Raw genomic sequence first — 18,389 nt, 5'->3', positions numbered from 1 at the left:
ATCAGACACACATGCGTTGCCTGACACACCGTCATCGGGGGCAAGCCCCCTCCCACATTGACCGCATTCACAGATGTTTTGATTTTTCAGAAGTCCAGGCCGGGCCGCTGCGACGACCCGCGCCTTTTTGGAGCACCGCACCATGACGCTTGCAGTCCAATTCACCCACGTTTCCCGTCAGTTCGGCGAAGTGAAAGCCGTTGACCGGGTTTCCATCGATATCCAGGACGGCGAGTTCTTTTCCATGCTCGGCCCTTCCGGTTCGGGCAAAACCACCTGCCTGCGCCTGATCGCCGGGTTCGAGCAACCGAGCGCGGGCTCGATCCGTATTCATGGCGAGGAAGCCGCCGGCTTGCCGCCGTATCAGCGTGACGTGAACACCGTGTTCCAGGATTACGCGCTGTTCCCCCATATGAATGTGCGCGACAACGTGGCCTATGGCCTCAAGGTCAAGGGCGTGGCCAAGGCCGAACGCCTCAATCGCGCCGAAGAGGCATTGGCCATGGTCGCCCTCGGCGGTTACGGCGACCGTAAGCCGGTACAGCTCTCCGGCGGCCAGCGCCAACGCGTGGCCCTGGCCCGCGCGCTGGTGAACCGCCCACGCGTACTGCTGCTGGATGAGCCCCTCGGCGCCCTCGACCTCAAACTGCGCGAGCAGATGCAAAGCGAGCTGAAAAAGCTGCAACGCCAGCTCGGCATCACCTTTATCTTCGTGACCCACGACCAGACCGAAGCGCTGTCGATGTCCGACCGCGTGGCGGTGTTCAACAAGGGCCGCATCGAACAGGTGGACACACCCCGCAACCTGTACATGAAGCCCGCCACCGCGTTCGTCGCCGAATTCGTCGGCACCTCCAACGTGATTCGCGGCGAACTGGCCCAACGCCTCAGCGGCAGCGCGCAACCGTTCTCGATCCGCCCGGAACACGTGCGTTTCGCCGAAGGCCCACTGGGCGCCGATCAAGTCGAAGTGACCGGTGTGCTGCATGACATCCAGTACCAGGGCAGCGCCACCCGCTATGAACTCAAACTGGACAACGGCCAGGCGCTGAACATCAGCCAGGCCAACAACCAGTGGCTGGATATCAGCAGCGGCCACGCGGTGGGCCAGCCGATCACCGCACGCTGGGCGCGCGAGGCCATGACCGCCCTCACCGACAGCGCAGGCGAGGTGTGACATGAGCCTGGCCCTTTCCCAACCGCCGATGCGCAGGTTTTCCAACCTGCTGTACCGCAAGCCCAACCTGTACCTGGCGATGCTGCTGATACCGCCGCTGATCTGGTTCGGCGCGATCTACCTCGGTTCGTTGCTGACCCTGCTGTGGCAAGGTTTCTATACCTTTGACGACTTCACCATGGCGGTCACGCCGGACCTGACCCTGGCCAACTTCGCCGCGCTGTTCCAGCCGTCGAACTTCGACATCATCCTGCGCACCCTGAGCATGGCGATCGTGGTGTCGATCGCCAGTGCTGTGGTGGCCTTCCCCATCGCCTACTACATGGCGCGTTACACCACCGGCAAGACCAAGGCGTTTTTCTATATCGCGGTGATGATGCCGATGTGGGCCAGCTATATCGTCAAGGCCTACGCCTGGACCTTGCTGCTGGCCAAGGGCGGCGTGGCGCAGTGGTTCGTGCAGCACCTGGGCCTGGAGCCGGTGTTGCAGTTCGTGCTGGGCATTCCTGGCGTGGGTGGCAGCACCTTGAGCACCTCGCACCTGGGGCGCTTTATGGTCTTCGTTTACATCTGGCTGCCGTTCATGATCCTGCCGATCCAGGCATCGCTGGAGCGTTTGCCGCCGTCGTTGCTGCAAGCCTCCGCCGACCTGGGCGCCAAGCCGCACCAGACCTTCATGCAGGTGATTCTGCCGCTGTCGGTGCCGGGGATTGCCGCCGGTTCGATCTTCACTTTCTCGCTGACCCTGGGCGATTTCATCGTGCCGCAACTGGTGGGCCCGCCGGGCTACTTCGTCGGCGGCATGGTCTACGCGCAGCAAGGCGCCATCGGCAATATGCCCATGGCCGCGGCGTTCACCCTGGTGCCGATCGTGCTGATCGCGGTTTACCTGTCCATCGTCAAACGCCTGGGGGCCTTCGATGCACTCTGAAAAAGCCAGTTTGAGTTTGAAGATCGCAGCGTGGGGTGGACTGGTTTTTCTCCATTTCCCGATCCTGATCATCTTCCTTTACGCCTTCAACACCGAAGAAGCCGCGTTCAGCTTCCCGCCCCAGGGCTTTACCCTGAAGTGGTTCAGCGTGGCCTTCGCCCGGCCAGACGTACTGGAAGCGATCAAGCTGTCGCTGCAGATCGCCGCCATCGCCACCCTGATCGCCATGGTGCTCGGCACCTTGGCCTCGGCGGCCCTGTATCGCCGCGAGTTCTTTGGCAAGCAAGGCGTGTCGCTGATGTTGATCCTGCCGATTGCACTGCCGGGGATCATCACCGGTATCGCGCTGCTGGCGACCTTCAAGACCCTGGGCATCGAGCCGGGGATGTTCACCATCATCGTCGGCCACGCGACCTTCTGCGTGGTGATCGTCTACAACAACGTGATCGCGCGTTTGCGCCGCACTTCCCACAGCCTGATCGAAGCCTCGATGGACCTGGGCGCCGACGGCTGGCAGACCTTCCGCTACATCATCATGCCCAACCTCGGCTCGGCGCTGCTGGCCGGCGGCATGCTGGCGTTTGCGCTGTCGTTTGACGAAATCATCGTCACCACCTTCACCGCCGGCCACGAACGCACCTTGCCGCTGTGGCTGCTCAACCAACTCAGCCGCCCACGCGATGTGCCCGTGACCAACGTGGTGGCGATGCTGGTGATGCTGGTGACGATGTTCCCGATTCTCGGTGCCTATTACCTGACCCGCGGCGGTGAAAGCGTGGCCGGGAGTGGCGGTAAATAACTGACAACACATAGCCACTGTTGAAACACGGTCAATGTGGGAGCTGGCTTGCCTGCGATAGCGGTATCGACTGAACCACCGCTATCGCAGGCAAGCCAGCTCCCACAGTTGAGCCGGTTTCTCCAGAGATAGAACTGTCGTTTTGAGGAGGACTGAACCATGCAAACCAAACTCTTGATCAATGGCCAACTGGTCGAAGGCGAAGGCCCGGCCCAGGCCGTATTCAACCCGGCGCTCGGCCGCGTACTGGTGGAAATCAAGGAGGCCAGTGAGGCCCAGGTCGACGCCGCGGTGCGCGCCGCCGACGCGGCCTTTGAAAGCTGGTCGCAAACCGCGCCCAAGGATCGCTCGCTGTTGCTGCTGAAACTCGCTGATGTGATCGAGGCCCACGGCGAAGAGCTGGCCAAGCTGGAATCCGACAACTGCGGCAAGCCCTACAGCGCCGCGCTGAACGATGAGATCCCGGCGATTGCCGACGTGTTCCGCTTCTTCGCCGGCGCCAGCCGCTGCATGAGCGGTTCGGCCGGCGGTGAATACCTGCCCGGCCACACCTCGATGATCCGCCGCGATCCCGTCGGCGTGATCGCCTCCATCGCGCCGTGGAACTACCCGCTGATGATGGTCGCCTGGAAAATCGCCCCAGCCCTGGCCGCCGGTAATACCGTGGTGCTCAAGCCGTCGGAACAAACCCCGCTGACCGCCTTGCGCATGGTCGAACTGGCATCGGAGATTTTCCCAGCCGGCGTGCTTAACCTGGTCTTCGGCCGTGGGCCAACCGTGGGCAGCCCGTTGGTGAACCACCCGAAAGTGCGCATGGTGTCGCTGACCGGCTCCATCGCCACCGGTGCGAATATCATCGCCAGCACCGCCGACAGCGTGAAGCGCATGCACATGGAACTGGGCGGCAAGGCGCCGGTGATCATCTTCAACGACGCGGATATCGATGCCGCCGTCGAAGGCATTCGTACCTTCGGCTTCTATAACGCCGGTCAGGACTGCACCGCGGCCTGCCGTATCTACGCCCAGGCGGATATCTACGATGCGTTTGTCGAGAAGCTCGGTGCGGCGGTCGCCAGCATCAAGTACGGCCTGCAGGATGACCCGTCCACCGAGTTGGGCCCGCTGATCACCGCGCAACACCGCGACCGCGTGGCCGGGTTTGTCGAACGTGCCGTGGCACAGCCGCATATCCGCCTGGTGACGGGCGGCAAGGCAGTGGAAGGTAATGGTTTCTTCTTTGAGCCGACCGTATTGGCCGACGCGCAACAGGACGACGAAATCGTCCGCCGCGAGGTCTTCGGGCCGGTGGTGTCGGTGACCAAGTTCAACGACGAGGCACAAGTACTCGGCTGGGCCAATGATTCGGACTACGGCCTGGCGTCGTCCGTGTGGACTGCCGATGTAGGACGCGCCCATCGTCTGGCCGCACGCCTGCAGTACGGCTGCACTTGGGTGAACACGCACTTTATGCTCGTCAGCGAAATGCCCCACGGCGGTCAGAAACTGTCGGGCTATGGCAAGGATATGTCCATGTACGGGTTGGAGGACTACACCACCGTTCGGCATGTGATGTTCAAGCACTGACCCGTAACCCTTTGTGGGAGCGGGCTTGCTCCCACAAGGGATCTCCCTATAACAATAATTTCGTAGGTTCCCATGGACATCACCCGCCGCGACTTCCTCAACGGCGTCGCCATCACTATTGCCGCTGGCATGACCCCGCTGCAAATCCTCCAGGCCGCGCCCAACGGCCGCTACTACCCCCCCGCCCTCACCGGCCTGCGCGGCAGCCATGTCGGCTCGTTCGAAGTGGCGCACCAGATGGGGTGGGAGAAAAAGGTCTTCGACACCGAGAAACTGCCGATCAGCGAGGACTATGACCTGGTGGTGGTCGGCGGCGGCCTGAGCGGTTTGTCGGCGGCATGGTTCTACCGCGAGAAGCACCCGCAGGCGAAAATCCTGATCCTGGAAAACCACGACGACTTCGGCGGCCACGCCAAGCGCAATGAGTTCCAGGCCGGTGGCCGCATGATCATCGGCTATGGCGGCAGCGAGGCCTTCCAGTCACCAAACCATCTGTACAGCAAGGAAGTGAACGGCCTGCTGAAAAAACTCGGGGTCAATATCAAGCGCTTCGAAACGGCGTTCGACCGCCAGTTCTACCCAGGCCTGGGGCTGTCGCGCGGGGTGTTTTTCGACAAGGAAAACTTCGGCGAAGACAAACTGGTGACCGGTGACCCAACGCCGATGGTGGCCGACGACATCGCGCCAGACCAGTTACATGCGCGTTCCATCAGCGACTTTATCAATGACTTCCCGCTGCCACCGGCAGACCGCCAGGCCCTGATCGACCTGCACACCGCACCCAAGGACTACCTGCCGGGCAAGACCGCCGAAGAAAAGGCCGACTACCTGGCGGCCACCAGCTACCGCGATTTCCTGCTGAAAAACGTAGGTTTGTCGCAAGGTGCAGTGAAATACTTCCAGAGCCGTACCAACGACTTCATGGCCTTGAGCATTGATGCGGTGGCGTCGTCCGACGCCTATAGCGTGGGTTTCCCGGGCTTCGGCGGGATGAACCTGGCGCCGATCAGCGAAGAAGCTGCCGCGGAAATGGAAGAACCCTACATCTATCACTTTCCGGATGGCAACGCGTCACTCGCCCGCCTGCTGGTGCGCAGCCTGGTCCCGGGCGTGGCGCCAGGGCACAGCATGGACGATGTCGTGCTGGCGGCCTTCGACTACGCCAAGCTCGACCAGCCCAAGGCCCCGGTGCGGGTGCGCTTGAACAGCACGGCAGTCAGCGTGCGCAACGTGGGCGATGGCGTGCATATCGGCTACAGCCGGGGTGGGCAACTCGCACAGGTGCGTGGCAAACGCTGCATCCTGGCCTGCTACAACATGATGATCCCCTACCTGCTCAAAGACCTGCCGGCGCCCCAGGCCCATGCCTTGAGCCAGAATGTGAAGTTCCCGCTGGTGTACACCAAGGTGGTGATTCGCAACTGGCAGTCGTTCCAGAAGCTGGGGGTGCATGAGATTTATGCGGCCACCCAGCCTTACAGTCGCATCAAGCTGGACTACCCGGTGAGCATGGGCGGCTACGACCACCCGCGCGACCCGACGCAGCCGATTGGCCTGCATATGGTCTACGTCCCCACCAGCCCCAACAGCGGTATGAATGCCCGCGACCAGGCGCGCGCCGGGCGCGGCAAGTTGTATGGGCAGACCTTTGAGCAACTCGAGGCGCAGCTGCGTGATCAGCTGCAACGCATGCTCGGCCCGGGGGGGTTCAACCACCAGACCGACATCCTCGGGATCACGGTGAACCGCTGGTCCCATGGTTATGCGTATTTTTCCAACAGCCTGTTTGATGATGCCGATGAAAGCGAAGCGCTGATGAACCTGGCGCGCAAGCCGGTGGGGCATGTGAGTATCGCCAACTCGGATGCGGCGTGGAGTGCGTATGCGCATGCGGCTATTGATGAGGCGTATCGGGCAGTGGGTGAAGTAGCCTGAAATACGGTTTAACAGGCAATAAAAAACAAATGTGGGAGGGGCGGTGCGACGATTCGACTTGCCCCCGATGGCAGTGGGCCAGTCACTTAATGTGTTGGCTGACACACCGCTATCGGGGGCAAGTCGAATCGTCGCACCGCCCCTCCCACATTTTGATCTTCACAATATTTGAGTAGGGTGTTCATCCACAGAGCCGGAAACGTCTTGTTTCATATGCAACGCCATCACCCCGCTATCAATCATTTTTCCTACAGCATCGAACCGCTTAAGCTATCCGGCGTCTGTTTAATGTCCGTTGCGTTTGGCCGAAGGCATGTCCGAACCGTAATTTCTGATCCAGCACGTGCCAGGAACGGCGCGGGATTTGCTCACGACAGGTTGTCTCTATGCACCGCAGGAATTTGCTCAAAGCGTCCATGGCCATTGCGGCTTACACCGGTTTATCGGCCAGCGGCCTGCTCGCCGCGCAAGCCTGGGCCGGGAACCGTGCCGCCGATGGCAAGGCCGTGGCGTTCGATTTTGAAACGCTGAAGGCCCAGGCCAAGCAGCTCGCCGGCACCGCGTATAAAGACACCAAACAGGTGCTGCCACCGACGCTGGCTACCATGACCCCGCAGAATTTCAACGCCATCGGCTACGACGGCAAGCATTCGCTGTGGAAAGAATTGAACGGCCAGCTGGACGTGCAGTTCTTCCACGTCGGCATGGGTTTCAAGACGCCGGTGCGCATGCACAGCGTCGACCCACAGACCCGTGAAGCCCGCGAAGTGCATTTCCGCCCTTCACTGTTCAACTATGAAAAAACCACGGTCGACACCAAACAGTTGACCGGCGACCTGGGTTTCTCCGGCTTCAAGCTGTTCAAGGCGCCGGAACTGGACCGCCACGACGTGCTGTCGTTTCTCGGCGCCAGCTACTTCCGCGCGGTGGATTCCACCGGCCAGTACGGCCTTTCCGCACGTGGCCTGGCGATTGATACCTACGCCAAAAAGCGCGAGGAGTTCCCCGACTTTACGCAGTTCTGGTTCGAAACCCCGGACAAGAACGCTACCCGCTTTGTGGTCTACGCCCTGCTCGACTCGCCGAGCGCCACCGGTGCCTACCGCTTCGATATCGACTGCCAGGCCAACCAGGTGGTGATGGCCATCGACGCGCATATCAACGCGCGCACCACCATCGAGCAACTGGGCATCGCGCCGATGACCAGCATGTTCAGTTGCGGCACTCACGAGCGCCGCATGTGCGACACCATCCACCCGCAGATCCACGATTCGGACCGCCTGGCGATGTGGCGTGGTAACGGCGAGTGGATCTGCCGCCCGCTGAACAACCCGGCCAAGCTGCAGTTCAACGCATTTGCCGACACCGACCCGAAAGGCTTCGGCCTGGTGCAGACCGACCATGAGTTCGCCAGCTACCAGGACACCGTGGACTGGTACAGCAAACGCCCAAGCCTGTGGGTAGAACCGACCACCGCCTGGGGCGAAGGCTCGATCGACCTGCTGGAAATCCCCACCACCGGCGAAACCCTGGACAACATCGTGGCCTTCTGGACGCCGAAAAAACCTGTGGCCGCCGGCGACTCGCTCAACTATGGCTACAAGCTGTACTGGAGCGCCCTGCCACCGGTGAGCACGCCGTTGGCGCAGGTCGACGCGACCCGTTCCGGCATGGGTGGTTTTATCGAGGGCTGGGCACCGGGCGAGCATTACCCTGAGGTGTGGGCGCGCCGCTTTGCCGTGGACTTCAAAGGCGGCGGCCTGGATCGCCTGCCGGCCGGCACTGGGATCGAGCCGGTGGTGACCTGCTCCCACGGCGAAGTGAAAGACTTCAGTGTGCTGGTGCTCGACAACATCAAGGGCTACCGCATCCTGTTCGACTGGTACCCGACCAGCGACAGCGTGGAGCCGGTGGAACTGCGGCTGTTTATCCGCACCCAGGACCGCACCTTGAGTGAAACCTGGCTGTACCAGTACTTCCCGCCGGCGCCGGAGCTGCGTAAGTACACCTGATATCCTGACCCAAAGCAGGCTGTGTGGGAGTTGGCTTGCCTGCGATAGCATCACCTTGGTGTGACTGACACACCGAGGTGCCTGCATCGCGGGCAAGCCAGCTCCCACATTCTAAAACCGCGACACACTCTTCATCGCTCCAATCAGATAACGCATCGCCACCTGGTCACTCTCGGTCAGGGCGCGATACTGCGCGAGCAATTCGGCCTCGTCCGAACTCAACCGGCGGCCACGCAAGAACCCCCTGCGTGCCAGAAAAGACGCCACCACACCCGCAACGCAATCAGACTTGGCCATGGACTGCTTCTCCTGATTCAGATCAAAACTCCTGGCGCCCATCACCTGCATCCCGCGAAGGTCCTGACTCCCTGGGCCAGGAATCAGACTTACCCTAAGCGTAGAAACAATCTCACCACGCGTGGGATTTTTTAGAGTATTCACTTAAAAAACTGCTTGGGTAACAAATACCTACAGCCCTATCCCACAGCCTCAGACAAGAAAAAACCCACCGGATCAGGGTGGGTTTTGATAGGACGCGCGCGAGGTCAGTCCCGCAGGTCCGACTCATGAATCGGTTGATCGCGATGGGTCGCCCGTTGGTACTGCGCCGGCCAGGTGGCCTTGCGCCCGCCCAGGTCATCGTCGGCGTGCAGCGGCCAGTACGGGTCGCGCAACAGCTCACGCGCGAGGAAGATGATATCGGCCTGGCAGGTGCGCAGGATGTGCTCAGCCTGGGCCGGTTCGGTGATCATGCCTACAGTGCCGGTGGCAATGCCTGACTCCTTGCGCACCCGCTCAGCGAAGCGCGTCTGGTAGCCGGGGCCGGTGGGGATTTCGGCGTTGGCGGCAGTGCCACCCGAAGACACGTCGATCAGGTCCACGCCCAGGGCCTTGAGGCGGCGGGCCAGCTCCACGGTTTCATCGGGGTTCCAGCCATCTTCCACCCAGTCGGTGGCCGACACCCGCACAAACAGCGGCAGCTCCTGGGGCCAGACTTCACGCACCGCCTCGGTCACTTGCAACACCAGGCGGATGCGGTTTTCAAAGGAGCCGCCGTACCTGTCCTGGCGTTGATTGCTGATGGGCGAAAGGAATTGATGCAGCAGGTAACCGTGGGCCGCATGGATTTCCACCACTTCAAAACCGGCGGTCAACGCGCGCTTGGCAGCGGCAACGAAGTCGGCGACCACCTGCTGGATCTGCGCCTCGTCCAGCGGTTTGGGTTGGGTGTGCTGCGGGTCAAAGGCAATCGGCGACGGCCCTACCGGCACCCAGCCGCCATCTGCCGGCTTGACACTGCCGTGCTTGCCGATCCACGGCCGATGGGTGCTGGCCTTGCGCCCGGCGTGGGCCAGCTGGATGCCGGCCACTGCGCCCTGGGCGGCAATGAAGCGGGTGATGCGTTGCAGCGGTTCGATCTGAGCGTCGTTCCACAGGCCGAGGTCTTCGGCGGTGATGCGGCCGTCGGCCGTCACGGCCGTGGCTTCAGTAAAAATCAGACCGGCGCCGCCGACAGCGCGGCTGCCAAGGTGGACCAGATGCCAGTCATTGGCCAGGCCATCGACACTCGAGTATTGGCACATCGGCGACACGGCAATGCGGTTGAGCAGGGTCAATTGGCGCAGGGTATAGGGTTCGAGCAGCTGACTCATGGCGCACCTCTTCTGGGTTCTGTGGGCACTATTCAAACAGTGCTTAGAGCCTAGTCGACAACAGTGGATTGCACAGGGTTCAGACGCAAAGCGGGAGCCGATTGCCGGCTCCCGTGCTGCAAAGGCTTACATTTCGACCTGGGTGCCCAGCTCGATCACCCGGTTTACCGGGAGCTTGAAGAAGCGCAGGTTGCCGTTGGCGTTCTTCAACATGAACGCAAACAGCGCTTCGCGCCAACGCGCCATGCCCTTGATGCGCGAGGCAATCACGGTTTCGCGGCTGAGGAAGTAGGTGGTGCGCATCGGGCTGAAATCCAAGTCATCCAGATGGCACAGCTTCAAGGCTTCCGGCACATCCGGTTCATCGGTAAAGCCGAAGTGCAGGATCACGCGGAAGAACCCTTCACCGTAGGCATCCACCTCGAAGCGCCGTGCGGCGGGTACACGCGGGATGTCTTCATAGACCACCGTCAGCAGCACCACTTGCTCGTGCAATACCTGGTTATGCAGCAGGTTGTGCAACAGCGCATGCGGCACGGCGTCGGGCCGTGCGGTGAGGAACACCGCGGTGCCCTGCACTCGATGGGGCGGCTGCACACGGATACTGCCGATAAAGATCGGCAACGGCAGGCCGCCTTCGTCGAGGCGCTCCACCAGCAATTGCTTGCCGCGCTTCCAGGTGGTCATCAGCACAAACAGCACGATCCCGGCCAGCACCGGGAAGGCGCCGCCCTGGATGATCTTCGGTACGTTGGCGGCAAAGTACAGGCCGTCCACCAACAAGCAGCAGACCAACACCGGCACGGCCAGCACCGGTGGCCATTTCCACAGCAGCAACATTACCGCCGACACCAGGATGGTGGTCATCAGCATGGTGCCGGTCACTGCCACGCCGTAGGCCGAGGCCAATGCGTTGGAGGACTCGAAGCCCAATACCAGCAGGATCACGCCGACCATCAGCGACCAGTTCACCGCACCGATATAGATCTGGCCCTGCTCGGCGCTGGAAGTGTGCTGGATATGCATGCGCGGGATGTAGCCCAGCTGGATCGCCTGGCGCGTCAACGAGAACGCGCCGGAAATCACCGCCTGGGACGCAATCACCGTGGCCAGGGTGGACAACACCACCAGCGGGATCAGTGCCCAGCTCGGCGCCAGCAGGTAGAACGGGTTGCGCGCGGCTTCCGGGTCACCCAGGAGCATGGCGCCCTGGCCAAAATAGTTGAGCACCAGCGCTGGCAACACCAGGATGAACCAGGCGCGGGCGATGGGTTTGCGGCCGAAGTGGCCCATGTCGGCGTACAGTGCTTCGGCGCCGGTCAGTGCCAGCACCACCGCGCCGAGGATGGCCACGCCAATACCTGGGTGAGCTTCGAAGAAACGCACACCCCACATTGGATTCAACGCGTTGAGCACTTCAGGGTGCAGGGTGATGCCGTACACACCGAGACCGCCGAGTACCAGGAACCACGTCACCATCACCGGCCCGAACAACTTGCCGATGCGGTCGGTGCCGTGTTTCTGGATCAGGAACAGCGCCACCAGCACCACCAGCGCGATGGGCACCACCCATTTTTCCAGGCCGTCGAACGCCAGTTCCAGGCCTTCAATGGCCGACAAGACGGAAATCGCCGGGGTGATCATGCTGTCGCCGTAGAACAGCGCCGCGCCGCATAGGCCACAGACCACCAGGAAACTGCGCAACTTCTTGCGCTCCCCTGCCGCCCGTCGCGCCAATGCAGTGAGGGCCATGATGCCGCCTTCGCCCTGGTTGTCAGCGCGCAGCACGAACAACATGTACTTGATCGACACGACCCAGATCAGCGACCAGAAGATCAGCGCCAGAATCCCCAATACGCCGTCATGGTTGACCTGCACCCCATAACCGCCGTTGAACACCTCTTTAAGGGTGTAGAGCGGGCTGGTACCGATATCGCCATAAACCACCCCGACCGCCGCTACCAGCATGCCGATCGGCTTGGCGTTTGACTGTTCGGCACCTGCTGCCTGACTACTCGCGTGACCCATCAACCACTCCTGCCCTTTGACCTGCGGTCTTTTATAAACAACGCGTCTAAGCTGACCCTAGCATGCGCTGTTTTACTTCTCGTAACAGACGTTTTATTGACCCAGGAGTTTTACCTGTGTGCAACGGCGCGAAGCATAGCGCAGCACTCGTCGCATTTCGCTGCTGAAGTGATTTAGGCGTCGTTTTAGCAAGTGCGTAATAAATGAGACGGCATTTTGGAGCCTTTTTGCCTGCATTGATCGCATTACGGACAACCGTATATTTTGGCCCGGCTCAGTATCGCTACCTCAGAGGTGTAGGCGGGAACTCCGTGGCCGGCTTACCCGATCAATAAATCGTGCCCCCTCACGGCGCGAGCAGTCGATATAAAAACTCAATCATCGACCTGTCTCTTTTAAGGTACATTCCTCATGTACGAAGTGAAACACATGCTGTCTGCCAATGGCGTGGATATCTACCAAGCTTGGCTGGACACCGTGCAAGACACGCGCTCAAAAGCAAGAATCACAACCCGAGTGGACCGAGCGTCCCTGGGGCACTTTGGCCTCACCGAGCCGGTGGGTGAAGGGGTGCATGAGATGAAGCTCGATTTTGGGCCGGGGTTTCGCGTGTATTACGCAATTCAGGACCGAACAGTTGTTTTCCTGTTGGGCGGTGGCTCAAAGGCCAGACAACAGAACGACATCGATCAGGCCAAGGTTCTCTGGAAATCTTACAAGGTGCAGCAAAAATGACTATCCGTACTCGCTCTCATGAAGATAGCGTTCTTGAAATGCTCCGAGATGACGAAGCTTTCGCCCTCGAATACCTCTCTGTCGCGCTTGAAGAAATCGATGAAGCGGGTGGTGAGGACGCGTTTCTTGTCGCTGTCCGTCGAGTGGCGGAAGCGCGTGGCGGAATGCTCCGCTTGTCGCATAACACGGGGCTCAATAGAGCCAATCTCTACAGATCCATCGCCGTCGGCGGCGACCCAAAGCTCTCCACCCTCTTGAAAGTGCTTCAAGCGTTAGGCGTGGGCATGTCTAAAGTTGTATCGCACCGCGCAGAGCAAGACGTCCGGGCTTAAGAGCGTGGTAACGGTCGCGTGAATGACTCAATACAGCACTCGTCGCATTTCCCTGCATAAAGCTGGTCAAGTGCGCTGCCCGTCGCTAGAATTGCGCACTTTTTGATCAGAGGCACACCAAGTGCCCGTCCGCTGCCCTGTCGTGTCCGACTGGTGGCGTCATTCAATACCGAGGTTAGACATGTCCACCACCATCGCAAAGGCCAACCCCAAGGTTGGCTTTGTTTCCCTGGGTTGCCCGAAGGCTCTGGTCGACTCCGAGCGCATCCTCACGCAACTGCGTATGGAAGGCTATGACGTTGTGTCCACTTACCAGGACGCTGACGTGGTGGTGGTCAACACCTGCGGCTTCATCGACTCGGCCAAGGCGGAGTCGCTGGAAGTGATCGGCGAAGCCATCAAGGAAAACGGCAAGGTTATCGTGACCGGCTGCATGGGCGTGGAAGAAGGCAATATCCGCAACGTGCACCCAAGCGTGCTGGCCGTGACCGGCCCGCAGCAGTACGAGCAGGTGGTCAACGCCGTGCACGACGTGGTGCCGCCGCGTCAGGACCACAACCCGCTGATCGACCTGGTGCCGCCGCAAGGCATCAAGCTGACCCCGCGCCACTATGCGTACCTGAAGATTTCCGAAGGCTGCAACCACAGCTGCAGCTTCTGCATCATCCCGTCGATGCGTGGCAAGCTGGTCAGCCGCCCGGTCGGTGACGTGCTCGACGAGGCCCAGCGCCTGGTCAAATCCGGCGTGAAAGAGCTGTTGGTGATCTCCCAGGACACCAGCGCCTACGGCGTCGACGTGAAATACCGCACCGGTTTCTGGAACGGCGCGCCGGTAAAAACCCGCATGACCGAACTCTGCGAAGCCCTCAGCAGCCTGGGTGTGTGGGTGCGCCTGCACTACGTTTACCCGTACCCGCACGTGGACGAGCTGATCCCGTTGATGGCCGCCGGCAAGATCCTGCCGTACCTGGACATCCCGTTCCAGCACGCCAGCCCTAAAGTGCTCAAGGCCATGAAACGCCCGGCCTTCGAAGACAAGACCCTGGCGCGCATCAAGAACTGGCGCGAGATCTGCCCGGAGCTGATCATCCGCTCCACCTTCATCGTCGGCTTCCCTGGCGAAACCGAAGAAGACTTCCAGTACCTGCTGGACTGGCTGACCGAAGCGCAGCTGGATCGCGTGGGTTGCTTCCAGTACTCGCCAGTGGAAGGTGCGCCGGCCAACCTGCTGGACCTGGCCGTGGTGCCGGACGACGTCAAGCAGGACCGTTGGGAGCGTTTCATGGCGCACCAACAGGCCATCAGCTCGGCGCGCCTGCAACTGCGCATCGGCAAGGAAATCGAAGTGCTGATCGACGAAGTCGACGAGCAAGGCGCGGTTGGCCGCTGCTTCTTCGACGCGCCGGAAATCGACGGTAACGTGTTTATCGACGATGCCAGCGGTTTGAAGCCAGGCGACAAGGTCTGGTGCACCGTGACCGACGCCGACGAATACGACTTGTGGGCTGAAAAGCGCGACTGATCGGTGTAAATATTTGAAAAAGCCCCGCTTCTGGACAAGATGCGGGGCTTTTTTAGGTCTATCGTTTTGCTCATCGACGCCAATCATCGGCAAGGGGCAGCGGGCATGCGTCAGCATTCAGTCATCCACACACCTAAAACCAGCGACTACGCCGAACTGGCGCAAATCTGGGAGGCTTCGGTACGGGCCACGCATGATTTTCTACCGGACAGTTACATTGTGCTGCTGAAGAATCTGGTGCTGACCCGCTACCTGGATGCCGTGATGCTGATCTGCACCAAGGATGCGCGCCAACGCATCACCGGCTTTGCCGGGGTGGCGGCGGGCAAGGTCGAGATGCTGTTCATCGACCCGCACCACCGGGGCCAGGGCCTGGGCCGGCAGTTGCTACGGTATGCGATCGAACACATGAACGCCGACGCGCTGGACGTCAACGAACAGAATCCGCAGGCGCTGGGCTTTTATTTCAAGCAAGGCTTCGAGGTGATCGGGCGCACCGAGCATGATGGCCTGGGCCAGCCGTACCCGTTATTGCATCTGCGGGTGCGCCAACAGCATCTGCGCAGTGGCTGACACACACCGAACAAATGTGGCGCTTGCTCGCGAAGTCGGTGTGTCAGCCACCTGATGGGCTGCCTGGTCTATCGCTTTCGCGAGCAAGTCCGCTCCCACATTTTGAACCGTGTACCTACCGATAAAGCTACGGCACTGAAATGGAGCCGGGATTAACCGGCTCCAGGCAGGTACAATAGCGGCCCCCTTTTGTTACGGCCCTTGTCATGACTGACCCCATACGCCTCTCCAAACGCCTTATCGAACTGGTCGGTTGCTCCCGTCGGGAGGCTGAGCTGTTTATCGAAGGCGGCTGGGTCTCGGTGGACGGTGAAGTGATCGACGAGCCGCAGTTCAAGGTCACCAGCGAAAAAGTCGAACTGGACCCGGAAGCCAAGGCTACCGTGCCAGAGCCGGTGACCATCCTGCTGCATGCGCCAGTCGGCGTGGATGCCGAGACGGCCATGGCCTCGATCAGTGCCGAGACCCTGTCCGAAGAACACCGCTTCAGCAAGCGCCCGCTCAAAGGCCATTTCCTGCGCCTGACCGCCAGCGCCGACCTGCAAGCCAAGGCCAGCGGCCTGTTGGTGTTTACCCAGGACTGGAAAATCCTGCGCAAGTTGACCGCCGATGCCGCCAAGATCGAGCAGGAATACGTGGTGGAGGTTGAAGGCGACATGGTTGCCCACGGCCTGAACCGTCTGAACCACGGCCTGACCTACAAGGGCAAAGAGCTGCCGGCGGTAAAAGCCAGCTGGCAGAACGAAAACCGCCTGCGCTTTGCGATGAAAAACCCGCAGCCAGGCGTAATCGCACTGTTCTGCGAAGCCGTTGGCTTGAAAGTCATCGCCATCCGCCGCATCCGCATCGGCGGCGTGTCCATCGGCAAAGTGCCGGTTGGCCAGTGGCGTTACCTGTCCGGCAAAGAGAAGTTCTAAGCCGTTCCCCCTTTTCTCGACACCGCCTGATTGGCGGTGTCCTCAGTTGAATACCAGGATTGCCCACCATGATTCACAACGACGTACTGCGCAGCGTGCGCTACATGCTCGACATCAGCGACAACAAGATGGTCGAGATCATCAAGCTCGGCGGCATGGACGTCACCAAGGACGACCTGCTGACTTACCTCAAGAAAGACGAGGAAGAAGGCTTTGTGTTCTGCCCGGACGAGGTAATGGCGCACTTCCTCGACGGCCTGGTGATCTTCAAGCGCGGCAAGGATGAAAGCCGCCCGCCGCAGCCGATCGAAACCCCGGTGACCAACAACATCATCCTGAAAAAGCTGCGCGTGGCCTTCGAACTGAAAGAAGACGACATGCACGCCATCCTCAAGGCGGCCGAGTTCCCGGTGTCCAAGCCTGAGCTGAGCGCGCTGTTCCGCAAGTTCGGCCACACCAACTACCGCACCTGTGGCGACCAGTTGCTGCGCAACTTCCTCAAGGGCCTGACCCTGCGGGTTCGTGCGTAAGCCATGAGCTACAACGTCTCCCCCGTCGGCTTCGTGCGCTCCTGCTTCAAGGAGAAGTTCGCCATCCCACGCCAACCGCAACTGGCGCCTGCCGCCCGCGGCGTGCTGGAGTTGGTGGCACCGTTCGACGGGGGTGAGGCCGTGCAGGGCCTGGAGCAGGTCAGCCATGTGTGGTTGCTGTTTCTGTTCCACCAGGCCCTGGAAGACAAGCCGCGCCTCAAAGTGCGCCCGCCGCGCCTGGGCGGCAACACGTCCATGGGCGTGTTCGCCACCCGCGCCACCCATCGGCCCAACGGCATCGGCCAGTCAGTGGTGAAGCTGGACAAGGTCGAGCCGGGCCGTCTGTGGATATCCGGGATTGACCTGCTCGATGGCACGCCGGTGTTGGATATCAAGCCGTATGTGCCCTACGCCGACATTATCGACACGGCCACCAACAGCATCGCCAGTGGCGCGCCGCAGCTGATTCCGGTGCAGTGGCTGAAGACCGCGCTGCAACAGGCACAAGGCCATGCTCAGCGGCTTGGCGAGCCCCTGGTGGAGTTGATTGATCAGTGCCTGGCACAGGACCCACGGCCGGCGTATCAGACGCCGGGCCCGGAGCGGGAATATGGTGCGCAGTTCTGGGATGTGGATGTGCGTTGGCACTATCCCGAGGCTGGGGTGATTTGTGTGCTGGAAGTACTCCCAGCCAACTGAAGAAACCGGAAGCAAAATGTGGGAGGGGGCTTGCGCCCGATAGCGGTGTGTCAGTCAGGGATGTATCAACTGACACTCGCTCATCGGGGGCAAGCCCCCTCCCACATTTGGATCTTCTTTGTTGCTTGGTCAGCACATGGGCTGACCGGATTACTTCTCGACGAACGCGCGCTCGATCAAGTAATCACCCGGCTCACGCATACGTGGCGAAACTTTCAGGCCGAAGCTGTTCAACACTTCGCTGGTCTCGTCCAACATGCTTGGGCTGCCGCACAGCATGGCGCGGTCGTCCTCGGGGTTGATCGGTGGCAGGCCGATGTCACTGAACAGCTTGCCGCTGCGCATCAGGTCGGTCAGGCGGCCTTCGTTTTCGAACGGCTCGCGGGTCACGGTCGGGTAGTAGATCAACTTGTCACGCAGGGCCTCGCCGAAGAATTCGTTCTGCGGCAGGTGCTCGGTGATGAATTCGCGGTAGGCGACTTCGTTGACGTAACGCACGCCGTGGCACAGGATGACTTTTTCGAAACGCTCGTAGGTTTCCGGGTCCTGGATCACGCTCATAAACGGCGCCAGGCCAGTACCGGTGCTGAGCAGGTACAGGTGTTTGCCCGGCTTCAAATCGTCAAGCACCAGGGTGCCTGTCGGTTTTTTGCTGATGATGATCTCGTCGCCTTCCTTCAAGTGCTGCAACTGGGAAGTCAGCGGGCCATCGGGCACCTTGATGCTGAAGAACTCCAGATGCTCTTCCCAGTTCGGGCTGGCAATCGAGTAAGCGCGCATGAGCGGGCGGCCGTTAGGCTGTTGCAGGCCGATCATCACGAACTGACCGTTCTCGAAGCGCAGGCCCGGATCGCGGGTGCACTTGAAGCTGAACAGAGTGTCGTTCCAGTGATGAACACTGAGGACACGCTCGTGGTTCATGTTGCTCATGTACGGGGGACTCCTGGAAATGGGTCTGCGCCA

At 60.9% G+C, this 18,389-nt stretch carries 17 protein-coding genes; 13 read left to right on the top strand and 4 right to left on the bottom strand.

All coding sequences use genetic code 11. From position 1 onward, the window contains the following. Window positions 1-142 precede the first annotated feature (142 nt). From CXQ82_RS06275 to CXQ82_RS06245, 6 genes are all read left to right on the top strand, one after another. The gene (locus CXQ82_RS06275; protein WP_101267131.1) at window positions 143-1,177 is read left to right on the top strand and encodes an ABC transporter ATP-binding protein; all 1,035 of its coding nucleotides are present in this window, start codon (window positions 143-145) and stop codon (window positions 1,175-1,177) included. A gap of 1 nt (window position 1,178) precedes the next feature. Then, entirely contained in the window at window positions 1,179-2,108 is a 930-nt protein-coding gene (locus CXQ82_RS06270; RefSeq protein WP_101267129.1) for an ABC transporter permease, read from the top strand. After that, window positions 2,098-2,907, top strand: a complete 810-nt coding sequence (locus CXQ82_RS06265) for an ABC transporter permease (RefSeq protein ID WP_101267127.1) — start codon at window positions 2,098-2,100, stop codon at window positions 2,905-2,907. The genes CXQ82_RS06270 and CXQ82_RS06265 overlap by 11 nt, the downstream gene beginning before the upstream one ends. A 159-nt stretch (window positions 2,908-3,066) precedes the next feature. Beyond that, window positions 3,067-4,491: a gamma-aminobutyraldehyde dehydrogenase gene (locus tag CXQ82_RS06255; RefSeq protein WP_101267122.1), complete on the top strand. Its 1,425-nt coding sequence runs from the start codon at window positions 3,067-3,069 to the stop codon at window positions 4,489-4,491. Between the two features lie 72 nt (window positions 4,492-4,563). Then, complete coding sequence (locus CXQ82_RS06250) at window positions 4,564-6,426, top strand: NAD(P)/FAD-dependent oxidoreductase (protein ID WP_101267121.1); 1,863 nt, start codon at window positions 4,564-4,566, stop codon at window positions 6,424-6,426. 386 nt (window positions 6,427-6,812) lie between these two features. Further along, entirely contained in the window at window positions 6,813-8,438 is a 1,626-nt protein-coding gene (locus CXQ82_RS06245) for a glucan biosynthesis protein D (RefSeq protein ID WP_101267119.1), read from the top strand. A 111-nt stretch (window positions 8,439-8,549) separates the two neighbouring features. Here the strand turns inward: CXQ82_RS06245 and CXQ82_RS06240 are convergent, their stop codons facing one another. The 3 genes from CXQ82_RS06240 to CXQ82_RS06230 all read right to left on the bottom strand — a co-directional run bounded on the left by CXQ82_RS06240 (window position 8,550) and on the right by CXQ82_RS06230 (window position 12,118). Further along, on the bottom strand, window positions 8,550-8,735 hold the full coding sequence (locus tag CXQ82_RS06240) for a hypothetical protein (protein WP_101273728.1): 186 nt from the start codon (window positions 8,733-8,735) through the stop codon (window positions 8,550-8,552). A 248-nt stretch (window positions 8,736-8,983) separates the two neighbouring features. Continuing rightward, on the bottom strand, window positions 8,984-10,090 hold the full coding sequence (locus CXQ82_RS06235; protein ID WP_101267117.1) for an NADH:flavin oxidoreductase/NADH oxidase: 1,107 nt from the start codon (window positions 10,088-10,090) through the stop codon (window positions 8,984-8,986). A 126-nt stretch (window positions 10,091-10,216) separates the two neighbouring features. Further along, window positions 10,217-12,118, bottom strand: a complete 1,902-nt coding sequence (locus CXQ82_RS06230) for a potassium transporter Kup (RefSeq protein WP_101267114.1) — start codon at window positions 12,116-12,118, stop codon at window positions 10,217-10,219. Between the two features lie 411 nt (window positions 12,119-12,529). Here CXQ82_RS06230 and CXQ82_RS06225 point away from each other — a divergent pair, with 411 nt between their 5' ends. From CXQ82_RS06225 to tsaA, 7 genes are all read left to right on the top strand, one after another. Further along, window positions 12,530-12,853 (top strand): type II toxin-antitoxin system RelE/ParE family toxin, encoded by a 324-nt coding sequence (locus tag CXQ82_RS06225; protein ID WP_101267112.1) that lies wholly within the window; start codon window positions 12,530-12,532, stop codon window positions 12,851-12,853. Then, window positions 12,850-13,185: an addiction module antidote protein gene (locus tag CXQ82_RS06220; RefSeq protein ID WP_101267110.1), complete on the top strand. Its 336-nt coding sequence runs from the start codon at window positions 12,850-12,852 to the stop codon at window positions 13,183-13,185. Before CXQ82_RS06225 ends, CXQ82_RS06220 begins: the two co-directional genes overlap by 4 nt. 181 nt (window positions 13,186-13,366) lie before the next feature. Further along, window positions 13,367-14,707: a 30S ribosomal protein S12 methylthiotransferase RimO gene (gene rimO / locus CXQ82_RS06215; RefSeq protein WP_005785474.1), complete on the top strand. Its 1,341-nt coding sequence runs from the start codon at window positions 13,367-13,369 to the stop codon at window positions 14,705-14,707. Between the two features lie 105 nt (window positions 14,708-14,812). Then, window positions 14,813-15,280, top strand: coding sequence for a GNAT family N-acetyltransferase (locus CXQ82_RS06210; protein WP_101267108.1), 468 nt, complete (start codon window positions 14,813-14,815; stop codon window positions 15,278-15,280). A 206-nt stretch (window positions 15,281-15,486) separates the two neighbouring features. Next, complete coding sequence (locus tag CXQ82_RS06205) at window positions 15,487-16,197, top strand: rRNA pseudouridine synthase (RefSeq protein ID WP_101267105.1); 711 nt, start codon at window positions 15,487-15,489, stop codon at window positions 16,195-16,197. A 68-nt stretch (window positions 16,198-16,265) separates the two neighbouring features. Further along, window positions 16,266-16,727, top strand: a complete 462-nt coding sequence (locus CXQ82_RS06200) for a DUF1456 family protein (protein ID WP_032893248.1) — start codon at window positions 16,266-16,268, stop codon at window positions 16,725-16,727. A 3-nt stretch (window positions 16,728-16,730) separates the two neighbouring features. Then, window positions 16,731-17,426 carry a tRNA (N6-threonylcarbamoyladenosine(37)-N6)-methyltransferase TrmO gene (gene tsaA / locus CXQ82_RS06195; RefSeq protein WP_101267103.1) on the top strand — a complete coding sequence of 232 codons (696 nt, stop codon included), beginning with the start codon at window positions 16,731-16,733 and terminating at the stop codon, window positions 17,424-17,426. Between the two features lie 150 nt (window positions 17,427-17,576). Here the strand turns inward: tsaA and fpr are convergent, their stop codons facing one another. Then, window positions 17,577-18,356, bottom strand: a complete 780-nt coding sequence (gene fpr / locus CXQ82_RS06190) for a ferredoxin-NADP reductase (RefSeq protein ID WP_003189055.1) — start codon at window positions 18,354-18,356, stop codon at window positions 17,577-17,579. Between the last annotated feature and the right edge of the window lie 33 nt (window positions 18,357-18,389).

The sequence above is a fragment of the Pseudomonas sp. S09G 359 genome, assembly GCF_002843605.1.
Lineage (GTDB): Bacteria > Pseudomonadota > Gammaproteobacteria > Pseudomonadales > Pseudomonadaceae > Aquipseudomonas.
Note: the sequence above shows the minus strand (reverse complement) of the source record. Positions and strands in the feature narration are given on the sequence as shown.

Bases quoted from the DNA above. Each gene is read 5' to 3' on its own strand.
- CXQ82_RS06275 (WP_101267131.1), top strand. From the start codon at position 143: ATGACGCTTGCAGTCCAATTCACCCACGTTTCCCGTCAGTTCGGCGAA.
- CXQ82_RS06270 (WP_101267129.1), top strand. From the start codon at position 1,179: ATGAGCCTGGCCCTTTCCCAACCGCCGATGCGCAGGTTTTCCAACCTG.
- CXQ82_RS06265 (WP_101267127.1), top strand. From the start codon at position 2,098: ATGCACTCTGAAAAAGCCAGTTTGAGTTTGAAGATCGCAGCGTGGGGT.
- CXQ82_RS06255 (WP_101267122.1), top strand. From the start codon at position 3,067: ATGCAAACCAAACTCTTGATCAATGGCCAACTGGTCGAAGGCGAAGGC.
- CXQ82_RS06250 (WP_101267121.1), top strand. From the start codon at position 4,564: ATGGACATCACCCGCCGCGACTTCCTCAACGGCGTCGCCATCACTATT.
- CXQ82_RS06245 (WP_101267119.1), top strand. From the start codon at position 6,813: ATGCACCGCAGGAATTTGCTCAAAGCGTCCATGGCCATTGCGGCTTAC.
- CXQ82_RS06240 (WP_101273728.1), bottom strand. From the start codon at position 8,735: ATGGCCAAGTCTGATTGCGTTGCGGGTGTGGTGGCGTCTTTTCTGGCA.
- CXQ82_RS06235 (WP_101267117.1), bottom strand. From the start codon at position 10,090: ATGAGTCAGCTGCTCGAACCCTATACCCTGCGCCAATTGACCCTGCTC.
- CXQ82_RS06230 (WP_101267114.1), bottom strand. From the start codon at position 12,118: ATGGGTCACGCGAGTAGTCAGGCAGCAGGTGCCGAACAGTCAAACGCC.
- CXQ82_RS06225 (WP_101267112.1), top strand. From the start codon at position 12,530: ATGTACGAAGTGAAACACATGCTGTCTGCCAATGGCGTGGATATCTAC.
- CXQ82_RS06220 (WP_101267110.1), top strand. From the start codon at position 12,850: ATGACTATCCGTACTCGCTCTCATGAAGATAGCGTTCTTGAAATGCTC.
- rimO (WP_005785474.1), top strand. From the start codon at position 13,367: ATGTCCACCACCATCGCAAAGGCCAACCCCAAGGTTGGCTTTGTTTCC.
- CXQ82_RS06210 (WP_101267108.1), top strand. From the start codon at position 14,813: ATGCGTCAGCATTCAGTCATCCACACACCTAAAACCAGCGACTACGCC.
- CXQ82_RS06205 (WP_101267105.1), top strand. From the start codon at position 15,487: ATGACTGACCCCATACGCCTCTCCAAACGCCTTATCGAACTGGTCGGT.
- CXQ82_RS06200 (WP_032893248.1), top strand. From the start codon at position 16,266: ATGATTCACAACGACGTACTGCGCAGCGTGCGCTACATGCTCGACATC.
- tsaA (WP_101267103.1), top strand. From the start codon at position 16,731: ATGAGCTACAACGTCTCCCCCGTCGGCTTCGTGCGCTCCTGCTTCAAG.
- fpr (WP_003189055.1), bottom strand. From the start codon at position 18,356: ATGAGCAACATGAACCACGAGCGTGTCCTCAGTGTTCATCACTGGAAC.